23 protein-coding genes are annotated in these 25,771 nt (G+C 47.6%); 2 read left to right on the top strand and 21 right to left on the bottom strand.

Features of this window, described 5'->3' with window-relative positions:
- Nucleotides 1-73: 73 nt before the first annotated feature.
- On the top strand, nucleotides 74-1,228 hold the full coding sequence (locus KJS65_RS00445) for an AI-2E family transporter (RefSeq protein WP_213648101.1): 1,155 nt from the start codon (nucleotides 74-76) through the stop codon (nucleotides 1,226-1,228).
- On the opposite strand, the gene KJS65_RS00440 is transcribed toward KJS65_RS00445, so the two are convergent.
- The 15 genes from KJS65_RS00440 to cymR all read right to left on the bottom strand — a co-directional run bounded on the left by KJS65_RS00440 (nucleotide 1,197) and on the right by cymR (nucleotide 17,240).
- Entirely contained in the window at nucleotides 1,197-2,972 is a 1,776-nt protein-coding gene (locus KJS65_RS00440) for a peptidoglycan D,D-transpeptidase FtsI family protein (protein ID WP_213648100.1), read from the bottom strand. The two genes, KJS65_RS00445 and KJS65_RS00440, sit on opposite strands and share 32 nt — an antisense overlap.
- A gap of 164 nt (nucleotides 2,973-3,136) precedes the next feature.
- Nucleotides 3,137-5,314, bottom strand: a complete 2,178-nt coding sequence (locus KJS65_RS00435; protein ID WP_213650578.1) for a methyl-accepting chemotaxis protein — start codon at nucleotides 5,312-5,314, stop codon at nucleotides 3,137-3,139.
- A gap of 207 nt (nucleotides 5,315-5,521) precedes the next feature.
- Entirely contained in the window at nucleotides 5,522-6,838 is a 1,317-nt protein-coding gene (locus KJS65_RS00430) for a peptidase U32 family protein (RefSeq protein WP_213648099.1), read from the bottom strand.
- A 24-nt stretch (nucleotides 6,839-6,862) separates the two neighbouring features.
- Nucleotides 6,863-7,795, bottom strand: coding sequence for a peptidase U32 family protein (locus tag KJS65_RS00425; RefSeq protein WP_213648098.1), 933 nt, complete (start codon nucleotides 7,793-7,795; stop codon nucleotides 6,863-6,865).
- Between the two features lie 12 nt (nucleotides 7,796-7,807).
- Nucleotides 7,808-8,854, bottom strand: coding sequence for an endolytic transglycosylase MltG (gene mltG, locus KJS65_RS00420; RefSeq protein ID WP_244864341.1), 1,047 nt, complete (start codon nucleotides 8,852-8,854; stop codon nucleotides 7,808-7,810).
- 103 nt (nucleotides 8,855-8,957) lie between these two features.
- Entirely contained in the window at nucleotides 8,958-9,269 is a 312-nt protein-coding gene (locus KJS65_RS00415; RefSeq protein ID WP_211147024.1) for a DUF1292 domain-containing protein, read from the bottom strand.
- Nucleotides 9,262-9,570, bottom strand: coding sequence for a DUF1292 domain-containing protein (locus KJS65_RS00410; protein WP_136606696.1), 309 nt, complete (start codon nucleotides 9,568-9,570; stop codon nucleotides 9,262-9,264). The genes KJS65_RS00415 and KJS65_RS00410 overlap by 8 nt, the downstream gene beginning before the upstream one ends.
- 12 nt (nucleotides 9,571-9,582) lie before the next feature.
- Nucleotides 9,583-9,999 carry a Holliday junction resolvase RuvX gene (gene ruvX, locus KJS65_RS00405; RefSeq protein WP_136606697.1) on the bottom strand — a complete coding sequence of 139 codons (417 nt, stop codon included), beginning with the start codon at nucleotides 9,997-9,999 and terminating at the stop codon, nucleotides 9,583-9,585.
- A 9-nt stretch (nucleotides 10,000-10,008) separates the two neighbouring features.
- The gene (locus KJS65_RS00400) at nucleotides 10,009-10,269 is read right to left on the bottom strand and encodes an IreB family regulatory phosphoprotein (protein ID WP_127601893.1); all 261 of its coding nucleotides are present in this window, start codon (nucleotides 10,267-10,269) and stop codon (nucleotides 10,009-10,011) included.
- A 227-nt stretch (nucleotides 10,270-10,496) separates the two neighbouring features.
- Nucleotides 10,497-13,118 (bottom strand): alanine--tRNA ligase, encoded by a 2,622-nt coding sequence (gene alaS / locus KJS65_RS00395; RefSeq protein WP_213648097.1) that lies wholly within the window; start codon nucleotides 13,116-13,118, stop codon nucleotides 10,497-10,499.
- A 402-nt stretch (nucleotides 13,119-13,520) separates the two neighbouring features.
- Nucleotides 13,521-14,588, bottom strand: a complete 1,068-nt coding sequence (locus KJS65_RS00390) for an AI-2E family transporter (protein WP_213648096.1) — start codon at nucleotides 14,586-14,588, stop codon at nucleotides 13,521-13,523.
- A gap of 183 nt (nucleotides 14,589-14,771) precedes the next feature.
- On the bottom strand, nucleotides 14,772-14,978 hold the full coding sequence (locus KJS65_RS00385) for a hypothetical protein (protein ID WP_136606700.1): 207 nt from the start codon (nucleotides 14,976-14,978) through the stop codon (nucleotides 14,772-14,774).
- A gap of 13 nt (nucleotides 14,979-14,991) precedes the next feature.
- Nucleotides 14,992-15,513 carry a PRC-barrel domain-containing protein gene (locus KJS65_RS00380; RefSeq protein ID WP_136606701.1) on the bottom strand — a complete coding sequence of 174 codons (522 nt, stop codon included), beginning with the start codon at nucleotides 15,511-15,513 and terminating at the stop codon, nucleotides 14,992-14,994.
- Nucleotides 15,514-15,653: 140 nt separating this feature from the next.
- Nucleotides 15,654-16,805 (bottom strand): cysteine desulfurase family protein, encoded by a 1,152-nt coding sequence (locus tag KJS65_RS00375; protein ID WP_213648095.1) that lies wholly within the window; start codon nucleotides 16,803-16,805, stop codon nucleotides 15,654-15,656.
- A gap of 15 nt (nucleotides 16,806-16,820) precedes the next feature.
- Nucleotides 16,821-17,240 (bottom strand): cysteine metabolism transcriptional regulator CymR, encoded by a 420-nt coding sequence (gene cymR / locus KJS65_RS00370; RefSeq protein ID WP_213648094.1) that lies wholly within the window; start codon nucleotides 17,238-17,240, stop codon nucleotides 16,821-16,823.
- A 459-nt stretch (nucleotides 17,241-17,699) separates the two neighbouring features.
- Here cymR and mnmA point away from each other — a divergent pair, with 459 nt between their 5' ends.
- The gene (gene mnmA / locus KJS65_RS00365; RefSeq protein ID WP_213648093.1) at nucleotides 17,700-18,836 is read left to right on the top strand and encodes a tRNA 2-thiouridine(34) synthase MnmA; all 1,137 of its coding nucleotides are present in this window, start codon (nucleotides 17,700-17,702) and stop codon (nucleotides 18,834-18,836) included.
- Between the two features lie 122 nt (nucleotides 18,837-18,958).
- On the opposite strand, the gene KJS65_RS00360 is transcribed toward mnmA, so the two are convergent.
- The 6 genes from KJS65_RS00360 to KJS65_RS00335 form a co-directional block, all read right to left on the bottom strand.
- Entirely contained in the window at nucleotides 18,959-20,284 is a 1,326-nt protein-coding gene (locus tag KJS65_RS00360; protein WP_213648092.1) for a replication-associated recombination protein A, read from the bottom strand.
- A gap of 87 nt (nucleotides 20,285-20,371) precedes the next feature.
- Nucleotides 20,372-21,868: an alpha-L-fucosidase gene (locus tag KJS65_RS00355; RefSeq protein ID WP_213648091.1), complete on the bottom strand. Its 1,497-nt coding sequence runs from the start codon at nucleotides 21,866-21,868 to the stop codon at nucleotides 20,372-20,374.
- Between the two features lie 26 nt (nucleotides 21,869-21,894).
- Nucleotides 21,895-23,499, bottom strand: a complete 1,605-nt coding sequence (locus KJS65_RS00350; protein WP_374706162.1) for an ABC transporter substrate-binding protein — start codon at nucleotides 23,497-23,499, stop codon at nucleotides 21,895-21,897.
- Nucleotides 23,500-23,634: 135 nt separating this feature from the next.
- Nucleotides 23,635-24,528, bottom strand: a complete 894-nt coding sequence (locus KJS65_RS00345; protein ID WP_213648089.1) for a carbohydrate ABC transporter permease — start codon at nucleotides 24,526-24,528, stop codon at nucleotides 23,635-23,637.
- 13 nt (nucleotides 24,529-24,541) lie between these two features.
- On the bottom strand, nucleotides 24,542-25,516 hold the full coding sequence (locus KJS65_RS00340; protein WP_213648088.1) for an ABC transporter permease: 975 nt from the start codon (nucleotides 25,514-25,516) through the stop codon (nucleotides 24,542-24,544).
- Nucleotides 25,517-25,603: 87 nt separating this feature from the next.
- Nucleotides 25,604-25,759 (bottom strand): hypothetical protein, encoded by a 156-nt coding sequence (locus tag KJS65_RS00335; protein WP_213648087.1) that lies wholly within the window; start codon nucleotides 25,757-25,759, stop codon nucleotides 25,604-25,606.
- Nucleotides 25,760-25,771: the final 12 nt, after the last annotated feature.

The following is a 25,771-nucleotide window of genomic DNA, read 5'->3' as shown; positions in this document are numbered from 1 at the left end:
TTCGCGAAATAGGCATTTTTTTATAAATTTAGTTAAGCTTTAAAATACATACTTTAAGGAGTGACGTTCGTTCATGCTTCCTCTCTACAAAAAATACTGGAGGACCTTTATAGACATTGGGATGATCGTGCTGACCGTCTTGTTGATTATGTACGTATTCAGCAAGCTTTACCAGATCGCAGCCCCCGTCTTTTTGTCCTTTCTCGTCTTTTTCATGATTGAGCCCTTGGCTAAATTCCTTCACCGGAGAGGCCTCCCTAAAACGCTCGCCGCAGCCATTTCGGTCCTGCTGTTCGTGCTTGTCATTCTGGGCATCCTCTTTGGTATCGGATTGATCGTGGTCTCCCAAATAGCCCAGGTCCAAGATAATTTGCCCCAATACACACAAATGATCCAATCGGCATTTACCAAAACAACTGCATTTCTCCAGCATAAAATCGAAGCTCTGCCTCCGAACATTACCGATAAGATGAATGAAAACTTTAAAAATTTCACGGATTACGCGACCGGATGGGCCACCAGCTTCTTAAAGTATATGGTATCCTTGTTCAGCTCGTTCTCATCTTTTATGGCTAATTTTGGCGTAGCGATTATTCTTGCCTTCTTCCTCAGTACTGAAATTGGCGGATGGCGCAAAATTGTCAAGGACAAGTCCCCCAAAACCCTAAAAAACGCTTATACATTCCTGACAACCTACGTACTGAAAGCCATCGGTTCATACATAAAAGCCCAAATGATTATGGTGTTGATAACCATGGTTCTTATTTACATAGGTCTTCTGATTCTGCGTACTGGCAATGAGTTGTCGCTCGCACTGGTATGCGCCGTTTTTGATATTCTGCCGTTGGTCGGTGTACCGGTCATCCTGATTCCATGGATCGTATACCTTTTCATCGTCGGAAATATCAGTCTTGCCATCGGACTTTGCGTTTTGCTCGTCGTTGTCCTGTTGACACGTCAGCTGCTGGAACCAAGAATTACCGGTAATTCCATCGGTATATCCTCAGCCTTTCTCATGCTGTCGTTCATGATTATTTCGCTTTCCATCTTCGGCGTTGCCGGCCTGATCCTGTCACCGGTACTGCTGATCTTGCTGAAAGAGCTATTGCAGCAGGGGTATTTGCAGCGCTGGATTCGACTGCCGCAGGAAGAGTTTGATGTTTCCCCATTTGATATGGCCGTAAAAGCACCTGAACCTACGATTTCTGAGAAGCAAGCAGATTCATAATCTCACCGAATAAGGCTGTAGCTTGATTACTGCCTTCGGTCGGCATATTTTGGAACAGTACGGCTGCAGCGTATTTCGGCCGATCAACCGGCCCATACCCGATGAACCACTGGTTGTTACGCTGCCGCCCCTGAACGGTAATCTGCGCCGTACCTGATTTTCCCGCCAGCCTCCACTTCGATTTCAGCAGCGATTTACCTGTCCCTTCTGTAACGACCTTCTCCATCCAGCTGCTTACCAGCCGGGCCGTTTCAGGCCGTATGCTCCCCGATCGTGAAGGGGATAAATGCGGCTTGAATTCTTTCATGACCTGTCCATTCGCGTAAACAAGGCTCTCCAGAATACGCGGTGCCCGAACCTGTCCCCCATGTAAAAGCGTAACCACCAAATTTGCTGCCTGCAGCGGGGTTACACGTACATCCCTTTGCCCGATTCCGGACTGGGCTCTCGTGCCTCCATCGAGCGCAGAAGCTGCACTCGAATAAATGGTTCCCGCTTCCTCATGATCAAAGGGCTGCAGCAATGGCATTCCTGCCATATTCTTCGCTTCCCAACCAATGGTACGACCAAGCCCTAGCCTGCTGGCTGTGATCTCCAGCTCTTCCCCTGATAAACGTTCCGACAGCTGAGCAAATACAACGTTGCAGGATTCGGCGAAAGCCTGTTCCAGTGAGAGAGATCCATGTCCCGAGGGTTTCCAGCAGGATAATCCATAGTTGCCGTAATCGCCTGAGCAATAGAATGATTCGTCTGTGGACGTCACCCCCGCTTCCAGCGCCGCTGCGGCCACCACGGTTTTGAAAATAGAGCCCGGAGCAGCTGCCTGTACCGCCCTGTTGTTCCAGGCGCCAAGCTCAGGATGGATATCGAGCGGATTATAAAAAGGCTTTGATATCATGGTTAAAACATCCGCATTGCTCGCATCCAGGAGTACAACTGCCCCCTCTTTCATCCCCGCCTTCTGCGTCAGCGCTTCGATTTGTTGCTGAAGAGAGAGATCAATGGTTGTATGAAGCCGAAGCGGATAGTATGGATTGTTAGGTGACTTTAATTGGATGCCCGTACCGGGAATCGAGCGGTTTGTACCATCAACGGAATAGTAGGCGGTCGTGGGACCAATGCCACGCAGCAGCGGCTCCAGCGTCTTCTCAAGACCGGAAGCACCTTCCTTGAATGCAAAGCCGGTATGCGGCATATGCTTTTGACCGGATAGCTCTGATAAGTGACCGAGCCACTGCATACCACTTTTCTTGTTTACATACCTTTGGGTGTAAGGAAGCACTTCAATGCCGCTAACCTTCAGCTCAGAGATATGTTCGGCCTGACTTGGATTTAGCGCCTGCGGTGTGTTTTTAAGTGCTCCTTGCCAAAAAACAGGCACACTGAGCTTGTTCCAAATATTCGTTAGCTTGGCCGTATCCGTACCCAGAGCTCCGGCGACCAAGTCCATACTCCCATCTTGATTGGTTAAAGACTTATTATCTATTGGAAATAGAACGGCTGTAGAGACGGTTTCACCTGTGATGGGCTTCCCATTCCGGTCAAAGATATTTCCCCTGCCGGAATCCAGCACGACTCCACGCTCGCGTTGGAGGACCGACATTTCCTGCAGTGTATATACGCTGTCCGGCAGCTTGGAGGTACGGGATACGAGCTGAATATAAGCCAATCTCAATATGAGAACGACCAGAATACCTGTCAGAATGACCAATCCATAAAAGACCCGCTGTTTCTGTTTAAACATGACCAGCACACCGTCCCTTTTTTCGACGTTTTTCCCATTATGTCCTATTCTGAAGGCTTCCAATCGAATCAGCGCCGTGTATCGCTGCAGACGGCAAAAGGCTGTCCTTAAAGGTCAGCAACCTTCAAGGACAGCCTTTTGGCTGTATTTTCCAAATAATCTTCTTATATCGTGAATCGCGAAAGTGTTTCCTTCAGTTCACTGGATACATTCTCGAGTTTACCCGATAGCTGTACCAGCTGGCTGCCGATGCTTTGCTGCTCATTACTGAGCGAAGCAACCTCTTCGGATGTTGCGGAGGACTCTTCGGCTACCGCACTGACATTGCTCATGGCATCGGACAGAACTTCTTGTGAGTGATTCAATGTCTCTATCGATTGCGTCACGGAATCCAGGCGCTGTGTGAAATCAGCCATCTGCTCCTGTACAGAAACAAATATATCATTCGTCTCTTTAACCGAATCCATTTGCTGCTGGAATAAAGGATTCGCTTCCTGTAAAGCCTCAACCGTTTCATTCATTTCACTCATGATTTTCTCTGTGATTTGGCCAACCATATCAATGGATTGTCTGGACTGGTCTGCCAATTGGCGGATTTCGTCAGCAACCACCATAAATCCTCTGCCCGCGGCACCCGCACGTGCAGCTTCTATTGTTGCGTTGAGTGACAGGATATTCGTTTGCTTCGTGATATTCTGCAATACTTCAAGGACTTTATTGACGGACATCGTCGTTTGTTTCAGATTGTCCACTTTATGCATGAGAGAACGCGTCATGTCTTCCGTCTGATGCGTCTTATCCATCAAGCTGCTCAAGTGCTTCGTACCCAGCTCACTGGATTGCTCGACATGATGGGCTGCGCTTCCCATCTCTTCATTAGCATTCACCACGAGCTGCATTTGACGCGAAATGTTATCCGTCAGCTCGTTGCCGCGCTCTGCTTCGGTAGCCAGGCTGCTCGCTCCATTGGCAATTTCCTCTGTTGCTATAGCAATTTCTCTCGCAGAGAGGGCTGTCTTTTTCGATGCATCCGTCAGCTCGCTCGCCGTTTCGAGAACAGCTTGAGCTGTTGTGTTCGTCTGCTGCACAAGCTTCGTGATTTGATCCATCATCAAGTTGAAGCTTTTGCCCAGCTCACCAATTTCATCGGATGATTTATGATTCGTCCGCACTTTAAGATTTCCTTTGGAACCTTCGATCATCAGATCCTTAAGCTGGCTTAACGGTCTTGCAATCAAACGAATCATCCACCATCCAATGAGGATCGCGATAATGATTACAATCAATACAAATCCTAAGGTCAGCCGCAGAATCCCTTGAGCGTCTTTCACAAGCAGTTCCGTTGGAATTGTACCTACTAGCTTCCAACCGTTCGTCTCCAAGGTGTTATAGACTGCCAGGATACTGTTACGCTGACTATCCTCCGTATACAGACTGTTGGCCGCATCTTTCTGATCTTTCATAAAAGTAAAGTTCGTCGCATTTCCTGCTTCATCATCTTGATTGGAACCAGCCACCTTGTTATCGGTAGAGATTAACTGCAGCTTACTGCCCTCGCCCAAATTGATGGCCTTCAGTTGATCCTCAATCAGAGCTGTTTTCAGTTCTATAACGATCACATAGGATTTCCCACCACGGGTTAAGCTTTGCAGAGGGCGGACCAATTTGAAGTTTTCCCCTCCATCCTTGCCTTTATCCGATGTAACCCAATAGGCTCTACTCTGACCTTGCGCTTGCTTAAACCATGCTTCATCACGGATGGTAGTTATATCACTGCCAGCGCTGCCTGCCATAATCGGATTCTGTCCGTCTGACGGCGGAACGAGATAGATGGCTTTGATTGTACTGTTGCTGTTAATCTGATTGCTTAGCTTTTTGCTGATCTTATCATTCAGAACGAACATATCATACGCGCTTACATCTGATGAGGACATATCATCAATCAATGTCTGAGTTTCCGGATCAAAAAAGATTTGCAATGAGATATCCTCATACTGCTTCAGAATAATATCAAGCTTCTGTGATGTCTGAATCATGGTTTGTTTGTTCGCTGAAGCGGCATTATTCTTGATGGTGCTCTTAGCCTTGTTGTATGACGTTAGGCCTAGAATTAATACAAAAGATACAATCGCTATAAAGAAGATCAAAAACAGCTTCACACCGACTGATTTTGCAGGATTGAATTTCTCTATCCGGGAACCCGCATTCCGCAAATTGAATCTTTCTTTTTTAGCGTCAGCCTGAACCTTAACAGTTTTCCCTTCCTGTTTCTCTTTCTTCCGCTGTTTCCCCCAACGGTTTTTTTTGCCTTCTTCCAGTTCCTTCTTCTGAACCTCTCCCATTTCCTCACCTACCACTTTAATTTCTTGCCTCACGTAATATGTAAGCAACACCTACTTTATTCTTCGACATTTTCCACCATTATCCTTTGGTTTTTCGGAAAATTCTTTATAACTATTTTCCTAATACGAATGGTCCATACGTCCTTGCATGAAAAAAACCGCTGTACACAAGGAGTCAGCGGCCTAAAATATAGTTTCTGGGACTTGCTAATGTTTTCTGCGCAGCATGTCGAAATATGCGACGGGCTGATCTACCTTCACGCGGATTCTCTGCAGCGGGTGACGCGCTGCTTCCAGAGGCTGTCCCTCCTCATCCCACATTTCATGTACCGTTTGCTTGAAAAAGGCTCCCTTTGGCCCAAAGAACTCAATCTCCTGACCTTGTTTAAAGAAATTGCGCTGTTGAATGACCGCCGTTTGAGTAGATTCATCATACTCAAGCACCAGTCCTGCAAAATCATAAGGAGCTGCCTTTTCCTCCGGCTCATAAATATGATCCTCATGATCTGGTATGTCGTAGAAAAAACCAGTATTCAGCGGGCGGTTTGCTGCTTTATGTAGATCATCCAGCCACTCAGGTTTAAGGGCATAATGGTCCGGGTCCTCAAAATAAGCATCAATCGCCTGGCGATATACATTAACGACCGTAGCTACATAGTGTATGGATTTCATACGCCCTTCAATCTTAAAGCTGTCAATGCCAACTTCAATTAAATCCGGGATATGCTCAAGCATACATAGATCCTTGGATCCCATCGTAAAAGCATGATCCTTTTCATCAAAAAGAGGAAGCTGCGTTATTCCCGGTTTCAAAGCTGCTGGCTGCACCGCCATAGCGGATTCTTCTTCACTGTCTCTGCCATCTTCAAATAGATCATATTTCCAGCGGCAGGATTGGCAGCATCCGCCGCGGTTGGAATCACGGTCTGTAAAGTGGTTCGACAGCACGCAGCGGCCTGAAATCGATGAGCACATCGCACCATGAATAAACGCTTCGATCTCAATCTCCACATTGTTTTTAATCTCTGCGATTTCTTCCAGACTCGCTTCCCTGCCGAGAACAACACGGGGAAGCCCCTCATCCTTCCAGAATTTCACCGCCTGCCAGTTTAACGTGGACTGCTGTGTACTGAGATGCACCTCAAGCAATGGAACTGCACGCTGTGCCACTTCGATAATGGCCGGGTCGGCAGCAATAATAGCCGAGATTCCGGCATCGTAGAGACTGCGTAAATACTTCTCTATACCATCAATATCTTCATTATGCACGTAGATATTGGTGGCCACGAATACCTTCGCACCATATTTCTTTGCAAATTCCACACCTTCGCGCATTTCCTCAAACGTAAAGTTATCTGCATTCGAACGCAACCCGTATTTTTGTCCGCCAATGTATACCGCATCCGCACCGTAATGAATAGCGAATTTCAACTTTTCCAAATTTCCGGCAGGTGCCAGCAGTTCCGGTTTTTCGAGACGGACTCTTTTCCCCCGGTATTTCGGTTTAGAAAGCACTTCCTTCACGATTATGACACCTCCCTCTCTATCCTAATAGACTTGTTCCTTATAAAAGAATCCAAATGTCAGCTCGCGCTCCGGATCCTGAAGCTCCCGGATCATTTCCAGCCATTCTTCGCGGAACTTATATCTGTCGGGATCCGCCGTATAAGCATCGATAGCCAATCGATATGCCTTAATTACCGCGGTATTATAGGATACTGGTTTCATAAAACCATCAATCTTAAAGCTTTCGATTCCGGCCCGCATCAGCAGATGAAGGTCTTCCAAAATGCAGATGTCATCCGAGCTCATAATATGCGTTCCATGCTCATCCTCGAAGATAGGATACTTTTCCTGAACGCGGTCCGCCTCAACGAGAAATAAACCGCGGTCTTTGTCCAAACTGCCGTTCTGGATTGGCTGTCCCTGATGAGCCATATAGCTTTCAACCAGTCTCCGCTTTGAATGGTACATATTCGTCATGCCGTGTACCTGAACCTGTGCTTCAATTTCCAGATGCTGCTTCAGTTCCAGAATTTCATCCATGCTGAGTTCCTTGGCGGCAGCAACGCGAGATGCCCCTTTACGACCCCAATAATTGGCTGTAGCATAGTTGGTGGACATCATCTCGCCGTTCCAGTGCAGCCTAATCGCAGGCGCATAAGCTTTAATTGCAGCAAGAACGGAAGGATCACTGTATTCCACCGCATCGACGCCAGCATCCTTCAAAAACAAAATATAGTCCGGCAGCCGTCTGAGCATATCATTGGTCATGATGTTAGTCATACTCACCATTACTTTGACGTTGCGGGCATGTCCCAGACGGACAACTTCACGAATATCCGAATCCGAAAAATATCCGGGCATTCTAATTCCGTAACAGGCATCACCAATAAGCAGTTCACTTGCTCCCGCATCCATGTATGCAGAGCATTCCTGCAAAGAGCCGGCTGTAACCATAAGCTCATGTCGTTTTGTCATACGGCACCTCTTTTATTTCGTCGTGCTATTGCTCTTCTTTATGTTCTTTAAATGTTCCTGATACGTTTTGGCAAACAAATGCTCATGCGAACCGTCTTTCTTGGTGACATAATACAAATAATCGGATGCTTTAGGACTCAGCGCCGCTTTAATGGAAGCGATGCTTGGACTGCAAATAGGCCCTGGCGGAAGTCCATCATGCAAATAGGTGTTATATGGACTCTCTACCTTCAGATCTTTATAAAGCAGACGTTCCTTTGGCTCAGCGAGGGCATACTGCACCGTGGCATCAATCTCAAGCTTCATTTTTTTATCCAGGCGGTTATAGATGACACCAGCTACCAGCGGCCGCTCTTCATCCACTACAACCTCACGTTCAACAAGCGATGCAATTGTCAGAAGCTCATGCAGGGTGATGCCCCGGTCTTTAAGCTTTTGCTGCAAATCAGGAATATTGTCCAGTTTACTTTGCATTTGCTCCATCATTCTATGAAAAATGTCATTGTCATTTGTTCCTTTTTTAAATTCATAGGTATCCGGGAATAAATATCCTTCTGCTGCATGCTTCAGATTAGCGCTTTCAGGAACATCCTTAAAGGCAGCAACCGCTTGATCTCCCGGGTGATTCGCCAGCTTCAAGAATTCATCCGTTGACGTCCCCGTTGCTTCACTTACCTTCTTCGCAATTTGCTCAATGGTGTAACCTTCCGGAATGGTAATACGGATCATCGCTTCCTTCACGACTTCCCCGCTGTTCAGCTTGGCAATAAGCTCATCGAATGTGGCCCCAGGCTTAACCTCATAAACGCCGGCTTGAAAATGGGAGCCTTCATTTTTCCACTTCAAATAACCTTTAAAAACAGATTCATTTTTAATTAGGCCATTTTTATACAGTACATCGGCGATTTTCGAGGTACCCATGCCCGATTCAATCGTGAATTTGATGGCCTGGTCAGACGCTTTAACCGGCTGCAGACCATTCCATATGTAATACGCCCCTCCGCCTGCTCCAAGAAGGAGAATGACCAGAATAACAATCACAACTTTGACAGCTTTCAAGAAAAATCCAACCCTTCACAACCAAAAAGGGCGGTCTGCACCGCCCTCTTAGGTTTATTCATTTTGAAATTTTGTCTACTCTGGGAAGCTGTAAATCTGTAAATTAATTCTCAATGTCGTCCGGGAAAGTCATTTCGTCGTAAAGCTCGGTAACATTTTCCCATTCATCATCGTCATCAATGGTCGCCAGTTCGAGATTTCCGTCTGGTGCCTTAACGACTTTCAATATATTGTACTCGCCATCCTCATCACCGGGGCTTTGCAGCACCGCATAGGTTTGGCCGCCTACTTCAAACTCCGCTGTAAGATCATAGACTTCAATGGAACCGTCTTCGTCTTCCAGCTCTACAGTCGGGCCGAATGCTTCCTTCAATACGGAAGTCCAGGCAGCCTGGTCTGCAGAAAAATCATTCATGATCATTACCTCCATCAAGTTCAGCAACTAAGGTGTTGAAGGTTTCCTCCACGATCTGCCACTCTTCATCATCTTCGATCATGTAGAGCTTGAGATCGTCCCCGTCTTCTTCATAACGGAATGCGTAAACCTCATCAGAATCATCGTCCGCTGCTTCCAGCGGAACAACCATCATGTATTTGGAGTCTGATCCATCAACCTCAAATTTCATGATGACTTCAAATTCTTCCTCGTTACCTTCGTCGTCAGGAATATAAATAATATCCGGTTCTTCCTCAAAATAGTCACGCTCATTGGTCATCTGTTATCACCCTCACCCTTTAGTCTTTGAGTCCAAATAATTTTGCAAAATCAAGCTTGCAGCCATTTTATCCACAACTTGCTTTCGCTTCTTCCGGCTGACGTCAGCCTCAATCAGCGTCCGCTCGGCAGACACGGTGGTCAGCCGCTCATCCCACAGGTGGACGGGTAATTCCAGCATTTCTTTAAGCTTGTCAGCGAAATCGATACAGATTTCACCGCGGGGACCAATGCTGCCGTTCATGTTCTTTGGCAGTCCGACAACGAGCTCCTCGACCTCATACTCGCGGACCAGATCCGCAATACGCTGCATCTCGGCACCGTCACGCCGGCGTTCTACCACCTCTAGTCCCTGGGCAGTCCATCCGAATAAATCACTGACGGCAACACCAATTTTGCGGTCGCCGTAGTCCAATCCCAAGATCCTCATAAAGCTCTCCTATCGGTGATTGGCTAAGTAGAACCGGACCAGCTCTTCAATCAACTCATCACGCTCTTTTTTTCTCACCAAGCTTCTGGCATTGTTATGGCGCGGAATGTAAGCGGGATCTCCCGATAGGAGATAGCCGACAATCTGGTTGATTGGATTATATTCCTTCTCAACCAACGCGTCATATACCGTAAGAAGGATATCCTTGGAGGAAGCTTCCTTCTCATCGCCTTTGACATTAAACTTCATTGTCTTATCCATGGAGTCCATTTGTGACACCTCGCTTCTTCAAATGCATGCCCCTAAGCACACTTTGACGAATTGATTCTTAGGCTTCATATCTTATTCTAATATAACATACTCATCCCGTTGTAAGGAAACTTCAGGGACAAATAAAACGAATTTTATTCGAATTTATTTGTCATACAATCTATTTTAATCGAAGAATATTGCATGAACCGCCTTTTTGGATTCATGCAATATTCTCAATATATGCTTTATGCCTGTGCTACTAGCTCTTCTGCCAACTTCAGTGCCTCATCCAGCTTACTTGCGTCCTTAGCTCCAGCCTGTGCCATATCCGGACGTCCGCCGCCGCCGCCGCCGCAAACCGATGCGATTTCCTTAACAAGCTTGCCTGCATGCAGTCCCGACTTGATCTGCTCCTGTGGAACGGATACGACGAAATTGACTTTGTCTTCGATCGCCGCGCCCAGAACCAGTACAGCCGATGGAAGTTTATTCTTGAGCTCGTCAGCAAGGTTACGCAAGCCATCCATACTGCCCACGCTGACGCGGACTGCCAATAGCTCTTTGCCCCCTACCGTTTTCACCTGATCCGTTAGCTGGCCTGCTTCAATCAAGCTTAGCTTGCCTTGCAGTGATTCATTTTCCCGGCCAAGTTCCTTCATCTGGGCATGTACGGACTCAATTCGCTTCGGCACATCATTCAGATTGGATTTCAGCAATTCAGCAGACTGTTTCAACAGATCAAGCTGTCCTTCAATGAACTGATATGCGGAGCGGCCAGTTACGGCCTCAATCCGGCGTACACCTGAACCAATGCCGCTTTCGCTCACGAGCTTGAAGATCCCAATTTCTGATGTGTTGCTGACATGGCATCCGCCGCAAAGCTCAAGGCTGTAATCTCCTACCTGAACGACACGTACAATATCACCGTATTTCTCACCGAATAGAGCCATGGCTCCCATCGATCTGGCTTCATCAATCGGTTTGAGCTCGATATTAACACGAATACCGTTCCAAATCTGTTCGTTGACGCGTTGTTCAATATCTGTGAGCTCCTCCGGAGTTATACTGCCGAAATGCGAGAAGTCAAAGCGCAGTCGCTGCGGCTCCACCAATGATCCTGCCTGGTTTACATGCTCGCCCAGCACTTCTTTTAGAGCCTTGTGCAAGAGATGCGTTGCTGTGTGATTCTTGACCGTATCGCGGCGCTTGGCTTGATCCACTTCCGCTTTTACGGTTTCGCCTACCTTCAGTTCACCGGCTTCAACCGTTACGACATGAACATGCTGTCCGTGTGGAGCTTTATAAAGACCTTCCACTTTCGCAGTCACGCTTCCACCGCGCAAGAGTCCTTGATCACTGACCTGTCCGCCACTTTCAGCATAGAATGGAGTCGCATCCAGAATAACCTGACAATTTTGTCCTTCGCCGGCAGTATCCACCATGGCATCATTCACAATGATCGCCAAAATTTTCGAATCCGTTACGGTGTCATTATATCCAACAAACTCACTTTTAACCGTATAGTCAGAGAGTACGCCGCCTTGAATTTTCATGCCACCGTTATCTTGACGGGCTGCGCGCGCACGGTCACGCTGCTCCTGCATGGAAGCATCGAAGCCTTCACGGTCAACGGAAAGGCCATGCTCCATTGCATAGTCCTCGGTCAAATCAAGCGGGAATCCGTAGGTATCATACAGCTTAAATGCATCAGAACCGCTGATCATTTTGCTGCTGTCTTCGAGCGCTTTTTTACTGATGTCTTCGAGAATGGCAAGACCATCGGATAATGTCTCATGGAAACGTTCTTCCTCGGTACGGATGACCTTTTCAATAAACTCACGCTTTTCGACAACCTCCGGATAATACACGCCCATAATATTGCCAACGGTTTCGGTCAGTGTATAGAGGAACGGACGGTCCAGACCCAGCACTTTGCCATAGCGTACAGCGCGGCGGAGCAAGCGGCGGATGACGTAACCGCGTCCTTCATTGGAAGGAAGCACACCGTCAGCTACCGCAAAAGCAACCGTACGGACATGGTCGGCAATGACCTTAAGCGCAACGTCTTTTTCCACGCTGTCGTTATAGTTAACGCCTGCAAGCTTGGCTGTCTGCTGGATGAGCGGCTGGAACAAATCTGTGTCAAAGTTCGAATCCACATTTTGCAAAATGGAAGCAAAACGTTCCAGACCAGCGCCCGTATCAATATTCTTATTAGGAAGCGGTGTATAGGAACCGTCCTTGTTATGGTTGAATTGGGAGAATACGAGGTTCCACACTTCCAGGAAGCGTTCGTTTTCTCCGCCCGGGAACATTTCAGGATCGGACAAATCTCCATAAGCGTCACCGCGATCGTAGAAGATTTCAGTACATGGACCGCAAGGGCCCTCGCCGATATCCCAGAAATTATCCTCCAGCTTCACAATACGCTCAGCCGGCAATCCAACTTTCTCATTCCAGAGCTTGAAGGCTTCCTCGTCCTCAGGATATACCGTTACAGACAGGCGTTCAGGATCAAAACCAATCCATTCCTTGCCGGTCAGAAACTCCCACGCCCAAGTAATGGCTTCTTCTTTAAAATAATCTCCGATTGAGAAATTGCCGAGCATTTCGAAAAACGTATGGTGACGGCGGGTTTTGCCGACATTCTCGATATCATTCGTACGAATGCATTTCTGCGAGTTCGTCAGACGCGGATTCTCCGGGATGACCCGTCCGTCAAAATATGGCTTGAGCGGCGCCATACCCGCATTAATCCACAGAAGCGATGGGTCATTGTGTGGGACGAGCGGGGAGCTCGGTTCAATCTTGTGTCCTTTACTTGCGAAAAATTCCAGCCATTTGGAACGGATTTCACTTGCTTTCATGGTATACAGCCTCCATCATCAAATTATCTTCATTTTAAGTCCTTGGAAAACAACATAAAAACGCCCCTGAATAATTTTTCAGGGACGATCATAATCGCGGTACCACCCTGGTTATCGCTCAAAGCTTCCACGGTATCATGCATCCGTTTGTTCCCTAAAGAGCGATCTCCTCGTAAAAGCCTCTAACGGGGCCAACCGGCGGGTTTTGCCCGCACTCCGAAATCAGCTTTCCGGCCAGTAGCCCGCATGCGGATTCTTGCAGCCAACACGTTTCTAACGTGGAGGAACCCGTTCTCTGTCACAAGGAGCTTTCTGCCGTACTTCATTTCATCGCCGTTTTGTCCATTTTAATCAACTGTCTACAAGTATATCGGCGGCGCTAATGAATGTCAATGAGGCATCTCAGACGGTATTTCGCTTCACATAATAGGCAAAAAAATGCTGGAGAAGCACTTTAAATACCGCGAAAACCGGAACCGCCAAAATAAGACCCACGATGCCTGCGAGCTCTCCGCCGACCAAGAGCGCAAATATAATCACAATCGGATGCAGATGGAGCTTTTTACCGACCACCTGAGGCGATATGACATTACTTTCCAGAAGTTGACAGATCCAATTGACGACAATGACCAGCAGCACCATCTTCCAGGAAATCGTGGAGGCCATGACCACGGCTGGGGCTGCCCCCAGAAATGGTCCAAGATACGGAACGATATTGAAGACTGCGACGATACTCGCCATCAGCAGCGCATACTGCATGCCAATCAGCATGTATCCGATATAAGCCAGAACACCAATGATCAAGCAGACCAGAAACTGTCCCCGCACATAATTCCCGAGCGCAAGATCAATTTCCTTTAAAAGGCCTACCATCTCTTTTCTACGAGAACGAGGCAGGTAAGAAACAATAGTTCTTTCAAAAACATCGAAGTCCTTAAGAATATAGAAAATGAGAAACGGTATGATGAAAAGATTCAGGACCACATTAATGGTCGTCCCAATATTGTCAATAAAATCGGAAATACCTTTTGCAAGCCTGTCTTCCCACTGTAAAAACCACTGATCCACACCGGCCATTACTCCGTCTGGCAGCAGCTTTTGATCCAGCCGGGTCATTAGGCTCTGGGCATGCATAGTCATCTCCGGCAGATGCTCATTCAGTTCCTCCATCTGCTCCACCAGCATCGGTATCATGTTGATAAGGATGACGGCTAGACAAGTCAGAAAGACTGCATAGATAAGCAGCACCGCGATCCCCCGGGGCATTTTGCGGTCAGCCAGCATACAGACAACCGGATTCAGCACGTAAGAGATGATCATGGACACAATGAACGGAGCCAGAATCGCTTTGAAAAAATGGTATACATTCATGAACATGGGCCGGAGCATCCAGATAAAATAGAGAGCGATAAGGCTGAGAATGACCCAAATCAAGAGACGGAACCATTTGTTTGCGATCATCTTCTCCATGCGGTTTCCTCCTTTCGGACTTGCTGTACACGTTATTATATGTACGAAAGGAAAAAATTAACCTTCAATCTATACACGAAGCTGCCGCGGCATGACAAAAGAAACCCATCACTAACGTGCGCCGCAAGCGGGCGCTAGTGATGGGTTTCTTTCTAATAAACATGCTTGTTCATAAGTTCACTTTCAATTGGATGCATGAATCTGCGGGAAATCCTGAGGGATCTCCTCGAAGAACAAATCATCCAGTGAACTGAGCGTTCCATCTTCTTCTACCTGGTAGACGGACATTTTCTCTCCGTTGACTGTCAGTTCGATAAAGCAGCCCCAGCAATAAAACTGGTGTGAACCGATTTTACCGATATCTTTGGAATTGCAGTTGGGACATCTCATATTCATTTATCACCTATCCGTTAACAGAATGAATGGTTTTCTCCAAGCGCTCCTCGCTCATCGGAGGTACCATAATCGCATTTTTACCGATGGACATGTCCTGTGTAAGCGGCAGCCATTTGCGGCCTTCCATCAAATCCGAGACGAAGCCGTCGCTGATTTCAAGACCTAGTATTGTATTTCCCATTTCCTGGTCAAAATAAACGTCCGTCACTTTACCCAGCAGGACGCCATCCTCCGTCAATACATTTAAATCCTTAAATTTATTTTTACCCAGAAGATAGGTGTAGTGTATGTCGTCGGCCCCCGTCTTTCGAACAGCCTGTTGATTACGAATCATCACAGCATCTTCGCCGTAAGCCATAATGTCCTCCCAGGACACTGACTTAGCCGAGCTGGAAAAGAACCCTTTGCCTTCAAGCTCCAAAGCTTGAATCTTCCAGTCCTCGCTGATCATAACATCGCTGATTTTGCCGATCTCCTTGCCTTCTTCAACATCAAAAACGGCAAGTCCGATCAATTCTTGGAACTTCATGGCCAGGATCCCACCTATCCCTATTTAGATTAAAACCAAGGAATCCCGCCTGCGCGGGACTGATGCGTGGCAGCATCAATCCTTTGATTTTCCGGATGGTATGGAACACTCCTCCCTCCTTGTCCATACATAGAGAATCCCTAACTTCTATTACGTAAACGACGAAGAATGGTTGCAATTTTTTGGGCGGTGTATTCCATATCTTCAGTAGTATTACCCAATCCAAAGCTAAAACGAATCGCAGAGCGCAAAACATTTTGTGGAAGTTTCATAGCCTGGAGTACATGAGAAACTTCAAGGGAACCCGAGGTGCATGCAGAGCCGCTGGCTGCCGCAATGCCTTCCATATCCAGGTTCATCAGGAGAGTCTCCGTATCTGTATCCGGGAAGCTGATATTCAGAATGTGGGGTAAAAATTCAGAGGGATGTCCATTGATGATAAACGAGTCTTTTCCAAGTTCCTGTTCCAGCATGCGAATAAACGTATGCCGTAGCATAAGATCATGATCCCTGCGTTCCTCCAAATGGGAAGCTGCAATCCGTACAGCTTGACCAAATCCGGCGATTCCCGCCATATTTTCCGTCCCTGCGCGGCGTTTCTTCTCCTGAAGTCCTCCGTGCTGTCTCGGTGCAAGATGAATCCCACGGCGAATATACAGAGCGCCAACGCCCTGGGGTCCATTAATTTTATGAGCAGAAAAGCTCATGAGATCTACAGGCAGATCATGGCAGGATATTGGAATGGCTCCTAAAGCCTGTACTGCATCCACATGAAAAATAATGCCGCGTTCTCTCGCTAGCTCTCCGATTTCCGTGATCGGCTGCACTGTACCAATTTCGTTGTTGGCATACATGATGCTGATCAGCACCGTTTCCTCCGTCAGAGCGTTCTCCACATCCTCTATCCGAACCCGTCCGGTGGAATCAACAGGAAGATAAGTTACCCGGTATCCCAGCTTCTCCAGCTCTTCGCAGGCATGCAGAACCGCATGATGCTCGATTGATGACGTAATAATGTGCTTGCCTGAACCGCTTAATGCGGATAAGGCACCGAACAGGGCAAGATTATCGCTTTCCGTTCCGCCCCCGGTAAATACCAGTTCATCCGGATGGCAGCCCAGAGATGTTGCAATCATATCCCTGGCACTGCTCACCGTACGCTTAGCGGAACGGCCAAAAGCATGGACGCTTGAAGCATTGCCGAACTGCCCGGTCATCACTTTCATCATTTCTTCGGCTACTTGCGGATGTACGGGTGTGGATGCCGCATGATCCAAGTAAATGGAATTCATTATTGCATCTCCTTTTTAAATGTAGAACATGTAGTTATCTGCCGCGTCCTGCTCCTGGTAGGATATAAGATCAAACAGCGTGGTTGAATCAAGCACGGCGGCAATGCCATCACGGATGCGCAGCCATAAGTTACGTTTGGCAGGATCGTCTTCTTCTGTAAAATCAACCGGAGAAATCGGTCCCTCAAGAACGCGGATCACATCCCCAGCGGTAATTTCGCTGGATTCGCGAGAAAGAATGTACCCGCCGTATGCACCGCGGATACTTTTTACCAAGCCCGCATTCCGCAGCGGAGCAATTAACTGCTCTAAATAATGTTCGGAAAGTTGATTTTTCTCAGCAATGCTCTTCAGAGAGATGGGGCCTTCGCCGTATTTTGCTGCAAGTTCCATCATTATAGTCAGGCCATAACGCCCTTTTGTTGATATCTTCAAAGGTGGCACCTCTTTCAAAAATTCATGTTTTCTATATAGAATGAACTAAAGATGCAAATAACCATCACAAAATCATGTTTTTGATCAGGTTGATGGCAAAAGAAGCTTTAGTTTAACCTATAGTATATGAACGATCAATAGGCAGACCTGGGCTATTAAGCATATCTGCGTATTCCGATCATAACCCTTTGCTTATGTTAACATACCTGGCAGCTATTTGGTAAGAAAAACGTCCACCGGAGTATCTCCACAGAAGACAGACTGTTTTCTGTGGTTTTTTCTTTCGATTAAATAATCGTTCAGCTTCGCTGAAACTTATCAATTCTTTAATCTTAAATCAACAGTCACAAAACTGCAAAATGTTCTCCTACCGTGGACAAAGCTTTTCTGATGTGATCCGGTGCAGGTTGTGTTAAAATACGATATGGGCACAATTTCAAATAGAAATGGTGATTACTCTTGTCAAACAACAATCAAAATACACGCGTTGTCGTCGGTATGTCCGGCGGCGTCGATTCCTCGGTCACTGCACTCCTGCTGAAGGAGCAAGGCTACGATGTCATCGGGATTTTCATGAAAAACTGGGATGACACCGACGAATTCGGGGTTTGCACCGCCGAGCAGGATGCGGAGGATGTGCGCCGTGTTTGCGAACAGATAGATATTCCCTATTACACGGTCAACTTCGAAAAGGAATATTTCGATAAAGTATTTTCCTATTTCCTGGATGAATATAAGTCTGGACGCACACCAAATCCTGACGTGATGTGCAACCGTGAAATCAAGTTTGGTGAATTTCTCAATAAAGCGCTCGATCTCGGCGCTGATTATGTAGCCACAGGTCATTATGCCCGTGTCGTGGAAGAAGACGGCGTCTTAAAGCTCCTTCGCGGCGTGGACAGCAACAAAGACCAGACCTACTTCTTGAATGCGCTCAATCAGCAGCAGCTTTCGAAGGCCATGTTCCCGATCGGTCATTTACCCAAGCCGGAAGTGCGCCGCATAGCGGAAGCCGCAGGTCTGTATACGGCCAAGAAGAAAGACAGCACCGGCGTCTGCTTCATCGGTGAACGCAATTTCAAGGAGTTCTTAAGCCAGTATCTACCCGCCCAAGCCGGGAATATGGTGGATATTGCTACCGGTGAAATCAAGGGCCGCCATGACGGCCTGATGTATTACACCCTTGGTCAGCGTCAAGGCCTCGGAATCGGTGGATCCGGTAACGGCGAGCCATGGTTCGTGGCCGACAAAGATTTGCAGCAGAACATTTTGTATGTCGTGCAAGGAGACAAGCATCCCAGCATGTATTCAAAAGGTCTTATTGCCACAGGCGTAAACTGGATTGCAGGTGAAGGGAATGTGCCCAAAGAACCTTTCAGCTGCACGGCCAAGTTCCGCTATCGGCAGCCTGATCAGCAGGTTACGTTGCAATGGCTGGAAGATGGAACTGTTCATATACAGTTTGCTCAGCAGCAAAAAGCCATTACACCTGGTCAAGCGGTTGTCTTCTACCAAGGGGATGATTGCCTCGGCGGCGGCACCATTGATCAAGTGGAGAAAATCCCTTACAAGATACCTGCCACACAAAAAAAATAAAGCACAGACCTTGAGCCATTGCCCAGTGAACCTGCGGCAGTGGCTTTTTTCGTCTGTGCAAAACATTCTCTATAAATACGATAGAATCCTGCTCATTCTTTGAATATTTCCTTGTAAAGCTATTATTCTTCCCCGGAAAGAAACTGATTGCGTCGGCGCTGCTGATTGATCTGGATTTTGGACTCGTTTCCCTGCTCGGTCGCCTGATAAAATACCCGCCGTGAGATCTCTTTCGGCAGATAATCCTGCTTAACGTAATGACCAGGGAAGTCATGCGGGTACTTATAACCCTCATGTCCAAGTTTCACGGCGCCTTTGTAGTGAGTGTCCCGCAGATGCATCGGCACCTCCGGCGATTTCAGCTCATCAATTGCCGACGTTGCACGTGAAATTGCCGTATATACAGCGTTAGATTTCGGACTCTCCACCGCGAATAATATCGCCTGTGCAATATTGAGTTTTGCTTCCGGCCAACCGTTGTTCCGGTAAGCATCCAGCGCGCTTACCGCCTGAACCATGGCTTGCGGATTGGCAAGACCGATATCTTCGCTGCTCGCAGCAATCAGACGGCGGATGAATACCATCGGGTCCATCCCCAGCTTCTCGACCGCGTACAGAAACCAGAACAGCGCAGCGTCGCTGGATCCGCGGATGCTTTTATGAAACGCGGACAATACATCATATTGCGTCGACTCGTCCGCACGTACCGTTGGGCGCCTGATAGACTCCTCCGCTACTTCTAACGTGACATGGACGGTGCCATCGTCTTCCGGCGGCGTAGTCATGGCCGCAAGCTCAAGCGCATTAAGCGCTCGCCGGATATCTCCGTTCGCCATTGAGGCAATATGATCCAGCGCTTCATCGTCAACCTTAAGACTCATGAAACCAAGACCCTTGTCCGAATCTGCAAGCGCGCGCTTCATCGCAATCAGAGAATGCTCCTTCGTCAGGGGCTGCAGCTGGAACAAGGTGGAGCGGCTCATCAAGGCCCCGTTCACATAATGAAACGGGTTTTCCGTCGTCGCCCCGATAAAAATAATCGTCCCCTTCTCGACAGCCGGCAGCAGGGCATCCTGCCGAGAGCTGTTAAAGCGGTGTACCTCGTCCAGAAACAATATGGTCTTCGTGCCATACATCGCTTTATTGCTTTGTGCCCGGTCAATAATCTCGCGCACATCCTTGACAGATGCATCGACCGCGTTCAGCTTAACGAAATCCGCCTGCGTTTTTTGCGAAATGATGTTGGCCAGCGTTGTTTTACCACATCCCGGCGGGCCATACAGAAGAATCGAAGATACCTGATCCGCTTCTATCGCCCGGCGCAGCAGCTTGCCGGGGCCTATAATATGTTCCTGCCCGATATATTCATCCAGACTGGTCGGACGCATCCGGTCAGCTAGCAGCCTGCTGCTCGGCTCTGACTCCTGCTGGAAAGAGAATAAATCCATTTGTATTCACGTCCCTCGAGCTAATTTCGTTATGAATTTAGGCAAACTATAACTGTCCCTTTATCATAACATATCAGCCCGCTCAGATCATGCGTTCGTATCGCTGCTGTACACCTCAAACGCGGAAAGATTCGGCCACCACCGCGATTCGGAGATGGTCAGACGCAGGTAGCGGCTGCTAACGGCTTCGAATCCGCATATTTTTTTGTAACCGACCACGGTTCCGTTATAAATCGTTGACCATTCACCGCCGATCTTGCATTCGAGCGTGAAACGCTCGATCCGCTGGCTGTAGCGGTACTCCTGCAGAATGACACTGTCAAATGCCGTTTCCCGCCCTAAGTCAACTTCGATCCAAGCCTGCTCCGTACCTTGAAGTGGTGCCCAGAATGAGTCGCGACTGCCGTCCACTGCTTGCTTCGCTTCATGTCCCTCTGACGATTCAGACGCACTTGCAGCAGCCTCGGACGCCAAATTGACGCTATATCTATGCCGGATTGCATCTCCCAGCTCCTGCAGTCTTCGTACATCATTCTCATGAATAAGTCCGCGGCGATCCGGCGGCAAATTCAGCAGAAATGTTGCATTGCCGCCAACGGATCCCTCATACACATGCAAAAGCTCCTCCAGTGATTTTACCTTGTCATCCTCAGACGCATGATAAAACCATCCCGGACGGATCGACGTATTCACTTCCGCCGGATACCAGATCAGCTTCGGGGTATCAAGAATGATCTCCCTGCTGCCCAGGTCCTCGTCCTCGGAGCTGAATTTCCGGGCAAACTCCCGGTCGTCCTGCTGCTGCGAATTCTCATGAATTTTCTCGTTGTCTTGAATGGATGCCGGAACGACACTCCATTCCGAGCTCCGGCAGTGTCCCGCTTCATTCCCGCACCAGCGGATGTCCGGACCGCATACCGAAATGGAGGCCTCCGGCTGAAGCTCACGGATCAATGCATAATACGCATCCCAGTCGTAAACCTGCCGCTTGCCGTTTGGCCCTTCCCCGCAAGCGCCGTCAAACCAGACGCAGAAAATATCTCCATATTCGGTAAGGAGCTCGCGCAGCTGGCTTTTAAAATATTGATTATATACCTCCGAATCACCATAGGTAGGCTCATGTCTGTCCCATGGGGAAAGATAGATGCCGAATTTGATCCCCCCCCTTCGGCAGGCATCGGATACTTCACGAACCACATCTCCTAGTCCGTTCTTCCATGGGCTGTTCTTGACGGAATGCTCTGTATAACGGCTTGGCCACAAACAAAACCCGTCATGATGCTTGCAGGTCAAAATCAGTCCCTTCATACCCGCAGATTTAACAGCCTCCACCCACTGATCAGCATCCAGCTCAGCAGGATTAAAGATCGACGGATCCTCTTCCCCCGTTCCCCACTCGGCATCGGTATATGTATTGATCGTAAAATGAATAAACGAATAGAACTCCATTTCCTGTACAGCCAGCTGTCTTTCTGACGGTTTCACCTGTGCGGCATACTTAATTCTTTCATTCATTGTTCGATCCCTCCAGTTTTTATGCTTGCCTATTACATTCTCCTCAGAAAAACAGGATACCTGCCGCATACAGCAGGTACCCTTGACTTCATGCCCTACTTCCTTAGCGATTTTTGGTAAATCGCCAAATACTGCTCCAGCTGCAGCCCCTTAAACCCGGCCAAATAACTATCCCAATCCTTATCGAGATCTTTATTGCCCGTCACGAATTGGGCCAGATTCGATTTAACATAGTCCGATAGTGTCTTCTGCATCTGGGCTATCGTTAACGCATCCGTTGGATCTACGAAGGTATCGGACGGATACACCACTTCAGGCTTCGCAAATGGCTCATATTTTTTGGCTGCCAGCCATAAACGGTATTCAAAAGCCCCGTTTCCGAGTGGATCAGCAGGCGCTACAAAAGATTCACGGACCGAGTTGAGCATCTGCATCGTTCCAAGCTGCCACCAGTAGTCATCCGGCTTGGTCTCCCCATTATCTGAAGCCGCTTTGGCGATCACTTCGTATTTCGCTGGTTTACCATTGTAATCCTTTTGACTGCTGTCAGCCTTTTTCCAACCTTCCCCTTCAAAGCCCCAGGACTGCATAACCGTCCCTTCTTCGGACCAGAGGAAATCTGCCAGCTTGACCGCTGCAATCTGCTGCTCCTTGGTTGCCTTATTCGTGATGACAAACTGGCCGTCACCCGCCCCTACGCTGTATCCAGCAAGCTGTACTCCATCCGGTCCTTTGAGCGGTGGAACCACGTCATAATCCTTATGTCTCGGATGGGCATCATTAACATCGAAAACGCTGCTGATCAGGGCATAACCTACAGCTCCTACATCCGCGTCCGGTTTATTGGCCATCTGCTTCACCGCATCATTATTTTGGGTGAAGACGCCTTTGTCCATCAGGCCCTCCGCAAACAATTTCCGCAAGTATTTAAGCCCTTCTTTCCATTCCGGCTGGGCCGGTGAAAAGATAACCTTGCCGTCCTTCACACTTAAATAATCCGAACTGTTGTCATAAATAAAAGCGTTCATCAGGAATGTATCGACTCCGCCGCCCCAGACGTTGTCCGAGGTTGAGGTCGTGAAAGGAACTTCATCCGCTTTGCCGTTGCCGTTAGGGTCCTTTTCTTTGAAAGCTTTCAGGACATTATAAAATTCATCCGTAGTCGTCGGCATGGTCAGCCCGAGCTTTTTCAGCCATTCCGTATTGATCCACATTCTTTGCCCATACGTGCAGTGCAGACATTCATTCAGCTTGGGCAGCGCATAAATATTTCCGTCCGGTGCCACCATCCCCTGCTTCAGGTAGGACACGCTATCCATTGCTTTTTTGATATTCGGGGCATACTGATCGATCAAATCGTTTAACGGAAGAAAAGCGCCCTGCTGACCGTACTTAATTTGATCCGCTTTGGATATTCCGGCATTCATAATGACGGCGGGATAGTCTCCGCTTGCCAGAAGCAGCAGTTTTTTATCGCTAAAGGCTGCATCCGGCACCGTATTCCAATTGAATTTGATGTTCAGCTTCTCCTCGATATATTTGGAAAGCTTGTTCACATCCAGGTTCTCAATGCCCACGTTTTGCGGAGCAAATACGGTCAGCGTTGTCGGTTTGTTCGGATCGGATGAAGAAGCCCCGGCATCTTCCTGTTTCTTTTGGGAACTGCCGCATGCAGATAGTAGAAGAGATACAATCATCATGATACTGATTCCGATAAATACCCGTTTTTTCAAAAAAACTCCCCCTTATGAGTAATGATCTCAAATACTGCCTCCTCAGAAAAGCCTTCGCTCCAAAATGTCCGGCACACACCTCCTTAAATTAATCAAAAACAATCAGCCCTTTAACGATCCGATCATGACCCCTTTGACAAAGTGCTTTTGGACAAATGGATAAATGATTAGAACCGGAGCGGTGGATACAACGATCAGTGAATATTTGAGCAAATCTTTGAGTCCCTGCTGGACAAGCAGGCTGTTCACATTGGTCAGCATATCGGAGTTTTCCGAATTCAGGATCAGAATGTTCCGCAGGAAAATTTGCAGCGGGAACATGCTGCTGTCCTTTAAATAAATCAGTGCATTAAAGTAAGCGTTCCAATGCCCGACGGCATACATGAGAAACAGTACGGCCAAAATCGGCTTGGAGAGCGGCAGCACAATCCGCAGAAAAAACCTCATGTCGCTGCAGCCATCCATGTCAGCAGCTTCGGCGAGCTCTTCCGGAATGGATTGGAAGAAGGTCCGTGCGATAATGACCTGAAATACCGCAAGCGCTCCAGGAATGATCATCGCCCATCTCGTATTCACCATTCCAAGGGATTTGACCAGCAAATAATTGGGGATCAGCCCCCCGTCGAAGAACATCGTGAAGACGAGCAGTATCATAATGAGACCGCGTCCGTAAAAGGTTTTGCGGGCGAGCGGATAGGCAAGCATGGCAGTAAAGGAAACATTGACCAGCGTACCCACGATGGTATAAAAAAACGAGTTGCCGAAGCCAACGAGAATATCGGAATTTTGGAAAACGGCCTTGTATCCAATCAAACTGAAATCAACCGGCCAGAGCCATACTTTCCCTGAAGTCACAGCCGATGGCGAGCTGAATGAAGCGCTTAAAATATGCAGCAGCGGGAACAAAATCAGAATGAGGACAAGAGATAGAAAAATATAGACGATGCCAAGAAAGAACTTGTCTGTTACTGATTCCCGTATCGATGTTTTATTCAACACGCAGCCCTCCTTACCATAAACTGTTGGATGATATTTTTTTGGAAATGAAATTCACCAGGATCAGCAGAACAAAATTGATGACCGAATTAAACAATCCGATCGCGGCCGAGAAGCTGAAATTGGCTCCCAACAGACCGACCTTGTACACATAGGTGGAAATGACCTCGGATGTATTCTGATTTAAGGGGTTTTGCATTAAATAAATCTTTTCGAAGCCAAGGCTCATCATCTGTCCCAGGTTCAGGATGAGTAAAATGACGATGACCGGAATCAGGCTTGGAATATCGATATTGATAATTTTTTGAAACCGTGAAGCCCCGTCCACCTTGGCAGCCTCATATAAATCCGGATTCACTCCGGATAAAGCAGCAATATAAATGATGGCCCCGTAGCCTGTAAACTGCCATACATCGGAGAAGACATAAATCGTTTTGAAAAATCCGGCCTTGCCCATAAAATCGATTGGTTCCCATCCAAGCGCCCTGAAGGCATTGCTGAGCAGTCCCACATTAGGAGATAAATTAACGATCAAAATGGACACGATAACCACCGTTGATATGAAATAGGGAGCGTAGGTAACCATTTGTACCGATTTCTTGAATACGCCATTCCTGATTTCATTAAGGGCAAGAGCCAAAATAATAGGTGCGGGAAATCCGATGGCCATGCCGTAAAGCGATATTTCCAGCGTGTTTTTAAAATACTGCCAGAAGAATGGAACCTCAAACAGCTGCTTGAAATATTTCAGCCCGACCCATGGGCTTCCGAGTATCCCCTGTACAACGTTGTACTCCTTAAAAGCAATGATCACGCCGAACATGGGAATGTACTTAAAAATAATGATGTAAAGCAGAGGGAGAAAGACCAGCAAATAAAACTGCCAATGCTTCATGATTTTCCGGCCTGCGCTTGTCCCTGCCCTCTTCCGCGGGGCAACCCGTTCAGACGGATTCGGCGGAACCGCTTTGCTGCTTGTCACTTCCATACCTGCCGACTCTCCTTCACGTTTTGTTGCTCTTATGTTATAGGCATGGACTAATTCCGTTCAATATACATGTTTCTCGGAGCCAACTTATTTCCCTAGAGAGCCACAGATACCGCTAAAAGCAACGGTTCCGCTCTGGTAAACTTTTTTCTCAGGCAAACCTTTTTTCATTCCTTTCCATTCCTGTGAAAACAACAAAAATCCCGCAAGAACAGCATCCAGCGGGACAAAAAAATCGGACAAAAGCTTGCCTTC

This window comes from Paenibacillus sp. J23TS9, assembly GCF_018403225.1.
GTDB lineage: Bacteria > Bacillota > Bacilli > Paenibacillales > Paenibacillaceae > Paenibacillus_AQ.
This window is presented reverse-complemented; position numbering and strand designations above follow the sequence as displayed.

Excerpts from the sequence above, each read along its gene's own strand:
- KJS65_RS00385 (WP_136606700.1), bottom strand. The coding sequence starts at position 14,978 with ATGAGATGTCCCAACTGCAATTCCAAAGATATCGGTAAAATCGGTTCA.
- KJS65_RS00355 (WP_213648091.1), bottom strand. The coding sequence starts at position 21,868 with ATGCGGCAGGTATCCTGTTTTTCTGAGGAGAATGTAATAGGCAAGCAT.
- KJS65_RS00445 (WP_213648101.1), top strand. The coding sequence starts at position 74 with ATGCTTCCTCTCTACAAAAAATACTGGAGGACCTTTATAGACATTGGG.
- KJS65_RS00435 (WP_213650578.1), bottom strand. The coding sequence starts at position 5,314 with ATGGGAGAGGTTCAGAAGAAGGAACTGGAAGAAGGCAAAAAAAACCGT.
- KJS65_RS00380 (WP_136606701.1), bottom strand. The coding sequence starts at position 15,513 with ATGAAGTTCCAAGAATTGATCGGACTTGCCGTTTTTGATGTTGAAGAA.
- KJS65_RS00350 (WP_374706162.1), bottom strand. The coding sequence starts at position 23,499 with ATGATGATTGTATCTCTTCTACTATCTGCATGCGGCAGTTCCCAAAAG.
- KJS65_RS00340 (WP_213648088.1), bottom strand. The coding sequence starts at position 25,516 with ATGGAAGTGACAAGCAGCAAAGCGGTTCCGCCGAATCCGTCTGAACGG.
- KJS65_RS00425 (WP_213648098.1), bottom strand. The coding sequence starts at position 7,795 with ATGACAAAACGACATGAGCTTATGGTTACAGCCGGCTCTTTGCAGGAA.
- KJS65_RS00440 (WP_213648100.1), bottom strand. The coding sequence starts at position 2,972 with ATGTTTAAACAGAAACAGCGGGTCTTTTATGGATTGGTCATTCTGACA.
- KJS65_RS00410 (WP_136606696.1), bottom strand. The coding sequence starts at position 9,570 with ATGACCAATGAGCGTGACTATTTTGAGGAAGAACCGGATATTATTTAT.
- ruvX (WP_136606697.1), bottom strand. The coding sequence starts at position 9,999 with ATGAGGATCTTGGGATTGGACTACGGCGACCGCAAAATTGGTGTTGCC.
- KJS65_RS00390 (WP_213648096.1), bottom strand. The coding sequence starts at position 14,588 with ATGGAGAAGATGATCGCAAACAAATGGTTCCGTCTCTTGATTTGGGTC.
- alaS (WP_213648097.1), bottom strand. The coding sequence starts at position 13,118 with ATGAAAGCAAGTGAAATCCGTTCCAAATGGCTGGAATTTTTCGCAAGT.
- KJS65_RS00415 (WP_211147024.1), bottom strand. The coding sequence starts at position 9,269 with ATGAATGATTTTTCTGCAGACCAGGCTGCCTGGACTTCCGTATTGAAG.
- KJS65_RS00360 (WP_213648092.1), bottom strand. The coding sequence starts at position 20,284 with ATGGATTTATTCTCTTTCCAGCAGGAGTCAGAGCCGAGCAGCAGGCTG.
- KJS65_RS00375 (WP_213648095.1), bottom strand. The coding sequence starts at position 16,805 with ATGAATTCCATTTACTTGGATCATGCGGCATCCACACCCGTACATCCG.
- KJS65_RS00400 (WP_127601893.1), bottom strand. The coding sequence starts at position 10,269 with ATGGACTCCATGGATAAGACAATGAAGTTTAATGTCAAAGGCGATGAG.